The sequence below is a fragment of the Collinsella sp. HCP28S3_B9 genome, from assembly GCF_052066095.1.
Taxonomy (GTDB): domain Bacteria; phylum Actinomycetota; class Coriobacteriia; order Coriobacteriales; family Coriobacteriaceae; genus Collinsella.
The window spans coordinates 1-9,031 of sequence record NZ_JBQHST010000045.1 but is presented as its reverse complement, the minus strand read 5'-3'; the positions used below and the strand labels follow the sequence as shown (position 1 = coordinate 9,031).

The 9,031-nt window shown below is 55.6% G+C and carries 8 protein-coding genes and 1 rRNA gene; 2 read left to right on the top strand and 7 right to left on the bottom strand.

Going from position 1 to position 9,031, the window contains the following annotated elements; all coding sequences use genetic code 11:
* Nucleotides 1–124: 124 nt before the first annotated feature.
* The 5 genes from ACTNBB_RS08830 to tilS all read right to left on the bottom strand — a co-directional run bounded on the left by ACTNBB_RS08830 (nucleotide 125) and on the right by tilS (nucleotide 6,692).
* Entirely contained in the window at nucleotides 125–1,309 is a 1,185-nt protein-coding gene (locus ACTNBB_RS08830) for a pyridoxal phosphate-dependent aminotransferase (RefSeq protein ID WP_154517761.1), read from the bottom strand.
* A 399-nt stretch (nucleotides 1,310–1,708) separates the two neighbouring features.
* The gene (locus ACTNBB_RS08825) at nucleotides 1,709–2,149 is read right to left on the bottom strand and encodes a GNAT family N-acetyltransferase (RefSeq protein WP_079268190.1); all 441 of its coding nucleotides are present in this window, start codon (nucleotides 2,147–2,149) and stop codon (nucleotides 1,709–1,711) included.
* Nucleotides 2,150–2,307: 158 nt separating this feature from the next.
* Nucleotides 2,308–4,455: an ATP-dependent zinc metalloprotease FtsH gene (gene ftsH, locus ACTNBB_RS08820; RefSeq protein ID WP_441057888.1), complete on the bottom strand. Its 2,148-nt coding sequence runs from the start codon at nucleotides 4,453–4,455 to the stop codon at nucleotides 2,308–2,310.
* A 1-nt stretch (nucleotide 4,456) separates the two neighbouring features.
* Entirely contained in the window at nucleotides 4,457–5,005 is a 549-nt protein-coding gene (gene hpt, locus ACTNBB_RS08815; protein ID WP_154517754.1) for a hypoxanthine phosphoribosyltransferase, read from the bottom strand.
* A gap of 148 nt (nucleotides 5,006–5,153) precedes the next feature.
* Nucleotides 5,154–6,692: a tRNA lysidine(34) synthetase TilS gene (tilS, locus tag ACTNBB_RS08810; protein WP_441057885.1), complete on the bottom strand. Its 1,539-nt coding sequence runs from the start codon at nucleotides 6,690–6,692 to the stop codon at nucleotides 5,154–5,156.
* Between the two features lie 48 nt (nucleotides 6,693–6,740).
* On the opposite strand from tilS, the gene ACTNBB_RS08805 reads away from it, so the two are divergent.
* The gene (locus tag ACTNBB_RS08805) at nucleotides 6,741–7,550 is read left to right on the top strand and encodes an MBL fold metallo-hydrolase (RefSeq protein WP_441057882.1); all 810 of its coding nucleotides are present in this window, start codon (nucleotides 6,741–6,743) and stop codon (nucleotides 7,548–7,550) included.
* A gap of 101 nt (nucleotides 7,551–7,651) precedes the next feature.
* Here the strand turns inward: ACTNBB_RS08805 and ACTNBB_RS08800 are convergent, their stop codons facing one another.
* Entirely contained in the window at nucleotides 7,652–8,083 is a 432-nt protein-coding gene (locus tag ACTNBB_RS08800) for an Hsp20 family protein (protein ID WP_427728790.1), read from the bottom strand.
* 274 nt (nucleotides 8,084–8,357) lie between these two features.
* Here ACTNBB_RS08800 and ACTNBB_RS08795 point away from each other — a divergent pair, with 274 nt between their 5' ends.
* The gene (locus ACTNBB_RS08795; protein WP_441057879.1) at nucleotides 8,358–8,828 is read left to right on the top strand and encodes a hypothetical protein; all 471 of its coding nucleotides are present in this window, start codon (nucleotides 8,358–8,360) and stop codon (nucleotides 8,826–8,828) included.
* 112 nt (nucleotides 8,829–8,940) lie between these two features.
* Here ACTNBB_RS08795 and rrf read toward each other — a convergent pair.
* A 5S ribosomal RNA gene (gene rrf / locus ACTNBB_RS08790) occupies nucleotides 8,941–9,031 on the bottom strand; the annotation flags it as partial.

The following is a 9,031-nucleotide window of genomic DNA, read 5'->3' as shown; positions in this document are numbered from 1 at the left end:
CGGCGTAGCATGCGCTAGAATGACGGCATTCTAGGTGATTCTCGGCTCCTCGGGCAGCCTGCGGCTACCCTCGAAAACCGAGCTCTACACCAACATTCGGGACACTACCCAGAGCGCTCTGCTTTTAACGATACTCGTCCGCCAACTGTTTCCAAGCTGGTAGCGAATTGATAATCGTTTCGTAACTCACGCAATAACCCAAGCGGAACCAACCCGGCATGCCAAAGCTATCCGAAGGCACCGCGAGCAACTCGTACTTCTTTGCACGCTCGCAAAAAGCGTTTGCGTCGGGCTCGAGCGCCTTCACCCACAGATAGAAAGCGCCGTCCGGCTCAACGTAGGTGTAGCCGTACTCCGCCAATGCGTCGGTGAGCGCCGTTCGGTTGCGAGCATAGGCTTCGACATCACTCGGCTCATCGATGCAATCGATAATCACGCGCTGGAAGAGCGCCGGTGCGCACACAAAACCCAGTGTACGGGCGGCACCGGCGACGGCCGGCATAAGGCGAGCAGCCTGCGGATTGGTGTTGGGAACCAAAATCCAACCCACACGCTCACCCGGCAGCGACAGCGACTTGGAATACGAATAGCACACGACGGTGTTCTCGTAGATTGAGGGTACCCAGGGCACCTCGGCACCGTACACGATCTCGCGGTACGGCTCATCCGAGATGAGCATAATCGGATTCTCGGGATCACGCTTGGCATTGACCTCGCGCAGAACATTGGCCAGTCGCGTCAGCGTGTCGCGCGTATATACGGCACCGGTCGGGTTGTTGGGCGAGTCGATAATGACGGCCGCCGTCTTATCAGTAATCGCCTTGAGCACGTTGCCCACACTCAACTGGAACGTGTCTTCATCGGCGGGTGCCTCGACACACGTACAGCCGGCCTTCTCAATCCACACGCGATACTCCGGAAAGTACGGGGCGATAACAATGACCTCGTCACCGGGATTGGTAACAGCGTTGAGCGTGCAGGTGAGCGAAGCCGCCGCACCCACGGTCATAAAGACATCTTTACCCTCATAGCTCGTGCCAAAACGACGGTTGAGCGACTCGGCCACAGCGACACGACATTGCGGCAGGCCTGGTGCGGGCGTGTATCCGTGCAGTTGGTCGCTCGGCAGCTCCAAGGCCTTTTTGATGGACTCCGCCACGGCAGCGGGCGCCGGAACACTCGGGTTGCCCAGCGAAAAATCGAATACGTTCTCCGCACCGATCTGTGCCTTGCGTTCAAGTCCATAGCTAAAGATCTCGCGGATGATAGAGCTTTCCGCGCCGCGAGCAAACATGGTTTCGTTGATCATCTGTTCCCCTTTCGCATAGGCGGTATTGTACGCTTTAGTCAAGCAAAGTACCGCAGCAATGTTAATTGGGAACAGACTTAAATGCGTGAAAACGCTCATTTAAGCCTGTCCCCAATCAACAGATGGCCCCATATCGCTCAAAAGAAAAAGCCTCCGCAGGTTTAGCGGGGTGTTCGTAAGACAGTTAAATAGGCAAAAGGCGTGACGAAAGTGATCACGCCTTTTTTCATGTAAGGATAGCCGCATAGCGGCGCAAGGGATGGATCCCCTTGTACGGAACGCAGTGACGCACCCCAGATATTCAGGGGGCCGAGCTGTTCGGTCTCGCAGAGCGCACATACGGGTTTAACCCGTATAGAAGTGCGCCCTTAGTATCAGTTCGACAAATCTTAATTTGACTTACTTCTTCACTCTTTTTGATAAATGAAGTTCATTATCATCTACATATCCAAGTTTATTATATACAGTTTGTGCAACAAGATTTTCTTGTCCTGTTAGAAGTTCATATTTGTCAAGTGGATAATTCTTACTGCAATAAGCCTCTGCAAAAGTAATCATCTCACTCGCTAAGCCTCTTTTTCTGTATGCTGGTTTAACATACACTTCTGTAATTTCAGGCATATATTCATCATAGCAGAACGATTTTTTAAGCTGAACACAAACAAATCCAACTAACATATCATCTTCATCAGCAACGATAACAACTTCCTGTTTATTATTCATAAGGGAATTTCTAATATTGTCTATGCTTGTATCGCCCTCACCATTAAATTCGTTGTTTAAGATGTTTAATTGCTCCGCATCATTTACAGTTGCTATTCTTACCATTACAACCTCCATAAATTATTATCTATTCGACCTATTCAAGTTTATCGGTCTGTTTAATCACATCATACGGCTTCAATTTATACAAGAACAGTCCCGGCAGACATTACTGCCGGGACTGAAACTGTTTTACGAATGCTCCCGATTCCCCGCGGAGGCTCTCACGACAAAGATTACTCGTCGGCCTCGGTGTCGCCATCGGCCTTTTTTGTGTCAGCAGCCTCGACATCGTCAGCGCTATCGGATGCGACTTCGGCATCCTCCTGCATGGCCGCCTGCGCAAAAGCTGCGGCATCAGCCGCCAGCTCCTCCTCGCTCATACGAGGCGCGCGCTTTTTGGTCGGCACGCCGGCCGCCTTGGCATTGCGCTCCTCCTTGGCTGCCAGAATGTCGCCCTCGCGCTCAAGGTAGGCATCCCAGTCGTTGTCGAGCAGGGCGTTCACGGCGTCGCCTTCGACGGTCTCGCGCTCAAGCAGCACCTTCGCCATCAGATTGAGCTGATCGCGACGGGCATCCAAAATCTCAACAGCATGGCGATGGGCCTCACGCATGATACGCTGAACCTCGATATCGATGCGGCGCGCCGTCTCCTCGGAGTAATCCTGGTGATCGGCATAATCGCGACCAAGAAACACCTGATGCTGCGCCTCGCCAAACACTTGCGTGCCCAGCTCCTCGCTCATGCCCAAACGCGTAACCATCTCGCGCGCCATCTTGGTCGCGCGCTCCAGATCGTTGCTCGCGCCCGATGTAATGTCATCGCACATGAGCTCCTCGGCAACGCGACCGCCCAAGAACACGGCAAGCTCGTCGAGCATCTCGTTCTTGGTCTTGAGGAAGTGATCCTCCTGCGGAAGCTGCAGCGTATAGCCCAAAGCCTGACCGCGGCTGACAATCGAAATCTTGTGGACCGGATCGGAGTGCTCCAGGATGTGACCCACCAGAGCATGACCGCTCTCGTGGTAGGCAATCGTGGTGCGCTCGGCTTCGGTCATCGCGCGCCCCTTGCGCTGCGGTCCTGCAATCACGCGCTCCATCGATTCTTCGACCTCGTCCATCGAGATCACGGAGCGATGACGGCGAGCGGCAAGCAGTGCGGACTCGTTGAGCAGGTTTGCCAGATCGGCACCGGTAAAGCCAACGGTCATCTGGGCGAGCTTCTCAAACTTAACGTCCTCATCCATTGGCTTGTTCTCGGCATGCACGCGCAAGATCTGCTCGCGCCCCTTCACATCCGGGCGGTCGACCGTAACCTGGCGGTCAAAACGACCGGGGCGCAGCAATGCCGGATCCAGAATATCGGGGCGGTTGGTCGCGGCGATCAGGATGACCGATTCGCTTTCCTCAAAACCGTCCATTTCGACCAGCAGCTGGTTGAGCGTCTGCTCGCGCTCGTCGTGACCGCCGCCCAGACCGGCTCCGCGCTGACGTCCCACGGCATCGATCTCGTCAATGAAGATGATCGACGGAGCCTGAGACTTGGCCTCCTTAAAGAGGTCGCGCACGCGGCTGGCGCCGACGCCCACGAACATCTCGACAAAGTCAGAGCCCGAGATGCTAAAGAACGGGACACCGGCCTCTCCGGCAACGGCCTTGGCCAGTAACGTCTTACCGGTACCCGGAGGGCCCACCAGCAAAACGCCGCGCGGGATCTTGGCACCCAGCTTGCGATAACGGTCCGGATCGCTCAAGAAATCGCGAATCTCTTCGAGCTCCTCAACAGCCTCGTCCACGCCGGCAACGTCTTCGAACTTGACCTTGGGACGCGTAGCCTCGTTGGTCTTGGCGTTGGTCTTGCCAAACTGCATGTTCCTATTATTGGCGCCCATCATCTGGCGCATAAAGTAGAACATGATGGCGATCAGGGCAATCGTCGGCAGTACGCTCATCGCCAAGTCGCCCCAAAAATCGGGGTCGTTGGTGTTGACGATGTACTTAGTGTCGGGATGCTCCGCCATGAGCTCGGCAAGCGAATCGGAGCCGACATAGGTCGAGGAAAAGCTCTTGAGCTCACTCGTGTCGCCCTTGTCCTTTTTCGCCTTCCAGTAATGACCCGTCACGCTTCCGTCCTGAACCGTATAGGTCAGATCTTCGACGCGATCCTGCTTGATAGCGCTCACCATCTCGCTCGTCGCGAGCTTAACGGTATTGCTGGAGCTGGCAAAGCCGGAGCCCATATTAAAGAAGGCGTAGCCCAGAAGTGCGCAAGCCAAAAGAAAATACAGCCAGCCCGTACGTGTGGGTTTCTTGCCTCCGGGCATCCCCGGAATCTTAGGGTCCCGGGGTGTCTGGGAATTGTAGTCGTTACGGTCGTCGGGCATCTTACGAATAAACCTCCGGTTTCAAAATGCCCAGATACGGAAGGTTGCGATAGCGCTCGGCATAGTCGAGGCCGTAGCCCACCACAAAGGCATCGGGGCAATGGGTTCCAACATACTTGGGCGTAATGGCCGAGATGCGGTCCTCAACGTCCTTCCACAGGAAGGCGGCGACCTCCAGAGAAGCGGGCTTGCGGCTCTCAAGGTTCTTCATCAGATACTTGAGCGTCAGGCCCGAGTCCAGAATGTCTTCAACGATCAGCACGTCACGACCGCGGATATCGATATCAAGGTCTTTGATGATACGCACGATGCCCGAGGACTTCACACCGTCGCCATAGCTCGAAACGGCCATGAAATCGATATTGGTCGGCAGCTCGATCTTGCGCATCAGGTCGCCCATAAAGACCACGGCGCCGCGCAAGACCGCAATCAGCACCAAATCCTTACCCGCGTAGTCGCGCGTAATCTCCTCGCCCAGGCGAGAGACGATACCGTCGATATCCTCCTGTGTAAACAGAACCTTCTCGATATCCGGATGTTGAGAAGCCATGACAACCCTTTCTTGTGCTTAATCGCCCACACACCGCCGTATGGACGCGAACTACACATTCTAGCAGCGCACGGGGTATATTTTCCAGCCCGTGCACCATCAGCGCGGGAATACCGTCAACGCCGCACAGAAAAACTGGTGCGAGGGGCTAATCCGCGTCAACCACGCGAAGCAGATAGGCCACACGCGTCGACGCCGTGCACTTAAAGCGTTCGTCCGCGCGAACTCCGGCGACCCACACCACGACACCCCCCGGTGCCGTCCTTACCATGGGCACGCCGGTGCGCTCGGAAACGGGAATACGAGCCTCGCACAACAAGTCGGATACCTTCTTGCTTCGGCCACTCATGCCTAACGGGCACATCACGTCTCCCGGTGCGGGACCGTCCACCCACAGGCGCGCCAATCGCGCCTCGGCAGGAACCTCGCCGCGCGAGCCCGCCAAGATCCGCTCGCTATCGCTGTTGGCAAAACCCAGGGCAGCCGCGTCCACCAAAGCTGCCACTTCCCCAGCAGCCGCAAACTCACGGGCGCGGCGCACGATATCGCATCCCGGCTCAACGGCTATCGCTTCTGTGACCAGCATACGTCCCCCGCCCAACGACATACGGCCGGGTATGGTAATCCAGTCCGCAACCAAGCCCTCACGAGCCGCCGGCGCCTTAAACGCCAGCATGCCAAACTCAACACGTGCGTCAATCCCCGCCGGAAGCGTAACCGAACCCGCACCCTCGGCAACACAGGAGAGGACTCGCTCCACATGGCGCATCTCTGGGCGAGCGTCCGGATCGATGCGTTTAATCGCCAGTCGCACGATGCGCCGCGCGATTACCACCTCGGCCGCAGCAAGGCGTCTGGCATCAAGCACCAGCGCGCCCGCTGCCTCTTTGCGCAGGCAGCTTCGAAACGCCTGTGCCGACAACTGGGATAGAAACGCATCCTCATCACCCAAGATCTCACAGGCGGCGCCAATCGTCTTGCACACGCTCGCATTACGCTGCGCCAGCACTGGCATTACCCGGTGGCGAACGTAGTTTCGCAGATACGAGATATCTTCGTTGGTCTCGTCCTCGCGCCACGGCTGACCATGCACCTGCAGATAGCCCACAAGCTCGCCATGAGTTAGGTCGAGCAAGGGGCGTACCACAATATTCCTTCGGCGGGGAATGCTCGAGAGCCCAGCAGGGCCCGACCCCTTAATGGCGTTCATCAAAAATGTTTCCGCGCGGTCTGAAGAGGTATGGGCAGTACAGATGCGCGCCGCCGTTCTCGGCGCCCCCATCTTGGCACAAAGCTCGCGAACATACCTTCGCGCCGCGGCATAACGCACCTCGCGCGCAGCCGCCTCGATATTGCCCGACTCCCCATCAAAATGGGCGTGCTCCACGCACAGCGGCAAGCCATATTGTGCGCAGAGCTCGCGCACAAAGGCCTCGTCGCCGTCGGACGCCTTGCCTCGCAGGTGATGGTTTACATGAAGCACATGTAGGCGCTCGCGAGCAATGGGGGCAACGCCGCGTCCATCTTGGATATCCAGCTTTGATGTGCACGCCATAAGAAGCAGTGCCGTCGAGTCCGCACCGCCTGATACCATGAGCACCACAGGAGCAGCCTGCTGCCTCGTCCGGGTCTCATCGACTGCCCCGGGTACGGCATGGTGTCCGTAATGCTGTGATACCGTTGGCATTCGCTTCCTCCTCTATTCGTCAGCACTCATTGTATCCTTTGGAATCTTATGTCTCGCCTGCACCTTCATATCCTCGGCAGCGGCTCTAAAGGCAACTGCGCACTCATCGAGGGCCCGCAGGGGCTCATCATGGTCGATGACGGACTGTCCCGCCGCGAAACGCTCAAACGCATGGCTGAGCTCGGCCTTTCGGCAGACGACGTGTCCGCCCTTGTTGTCACCCATGAGCACGGCGACCACATTAAGGGGCTTGAGGTGTGGTGCAAACATTGGAACGGACCGGTCTTTTCCAGCAGAGGCACGCTCGCATCAAAGGAAGGCCTTGCACATCTGTCTGTTGAGGAATTCGACCCAGGTGACGCCCTCTCTATTGCCGGGGTCCACATTCAAACGTATTCGACATCGCACGACGTCGTTAATCCTGTCGGCTACCGTTTTGATACCCAGGGTGATTCGGTTGGCTTTGCCACCGACACCGGCGAGTTGTCGAAGCATGCCATCGATACGCTCAGGGACTGTCGCGTTCTCGCGCTCGAAAGCAACCACGATGTAGCCATGCTGCGTCAAGGAGACTATCCTCGCTTTCTTCAGGAACGCATCCTGTCTGCAAAAGGGCATCTCTCCAACGATCAGGCCGCCGATGCCGCACGCGCGCTGGTAACCGATCGCACCGAGCAGCTTATCGCGATGCACATTAGCCAAGACAACAATCGCCCAAGCCTTACCGTCAAAAGCTACGCAAGCTCACTTGGGGCAACACTCGACAACGAGCTTGGTAGCACCGCCACCCGCGTTGAGGGGCCACATAAACTCACAATACGTCCCGCCGGGCAATATCGGCCCATGACCATTCAGTAGGCTGTCTCAAATATTCAGTAGGCTGTCTCAAATAGAAAAGGGGACCGGGAATCGCTTCCCAGCCCCCTTAACTCAGGCACCGATGTTAATAGCCGATAACGTTAGTCGATGAAAATCTTCGTAACGTTCTTCTTCTCGACAATCTTAGGAACCGTAACGGTAAGGATGCCGTCAGCATACTTTGCAGAAAGGCCCTCGCTCGAAGCATCCTTCAGGTACACACCGCGCGTCGCGCTGTAAGAGCAAAACTCCTTCTGCAGGTAGTTCTTGTCCTTATTCTCTTCGCTCTCCTCAACATTCACGCTAATGGAAAGACGACCCTCATTAAGCTCAACGTCGATGTCGTCCTTCGCGACGCCGGTCAAATAAGCCTTGACCTCGTAACCGTCGCCCTTGTCCTCAACATCAACGGGAAACGCCTTGGAGGCGATCGAGTTGTTTGCCAGATCGGTCATATCATCAAACAGATCGAACAACGAGCTAGCAGAGGGACGAACACCAAAAACCGAACGATAAGGAACCATGCTTGCCATGACTACCACTCCTTTAAGGGACTGCCGAGCCATCTTCTAGGTGGCAGGGACTTCTTTTGACGCTTTAATATATGCCCATCCATTTCTTATATATACATTTTGATATAAAGTTTTTTGAGTCTCTATCTATAAGCATATCTAAGTCTGTGTGACTAAGGTTTAATGAGGTCAAGGTTCTTTGAACCGTGCCTTAAATACCAAATGTGCCCTGGCTAAACAAAGCTGGGGCTTACAATGAGCGTATACACAATATTAATGACAACCTAAGGGCATCATGGACGATCAAGCCTCCGACAATTCGTATGATCAGATGCAGAACGATAAATCAACCTATCCGCAGACCATACGCTACCATCGTCCCCATATTTCCCAAGAGCCTATTGACGATACAGAGCCTGAATATGTAACTCGCAATCGTTATCAAACCCTTGAAGAATCTCAATCACGTCGCAAACACATGGGCGTCGCCCCGAGCGAATCGGCGTATCTCAAAGATGCCCCCTTATCCAAAAACAGCGCATGCAACCAGGAGCAGGCCCAAACACCCGCTAAGCAACAACGTAGAGAGCCTCGCCCTAAGCAGACCCTAACGCATTCTGCCCGCTATTTAGAGACTCCGAAGCAAGGAAAATCGATATTTATATCGTCTAACAGACGACGCAAACAGCACCGGCTCCAAATCGCGCTCTTGATCATTGCCATCGCGGCAATCGCGCTGGTCATTCGTTTTATTTTCTTCAAATAGAAAAGACAATTAAGCCGTAGGGGCTTTAAGCTTACAACGCCCAAACGAAAAAGGGGGAGGCCGCGAGGCCTCCCCCTTCTCGATTCTCGATGACGGCTCGGTGCCGTCCACCGGTCAGCGGCGCCCTGGCCTCCCACGGGCTGGCCCCGCAGTACTCTCGGCGCGATGGGGCTTAGCTTCCGGGTTCGGAACGGGACCGGGCG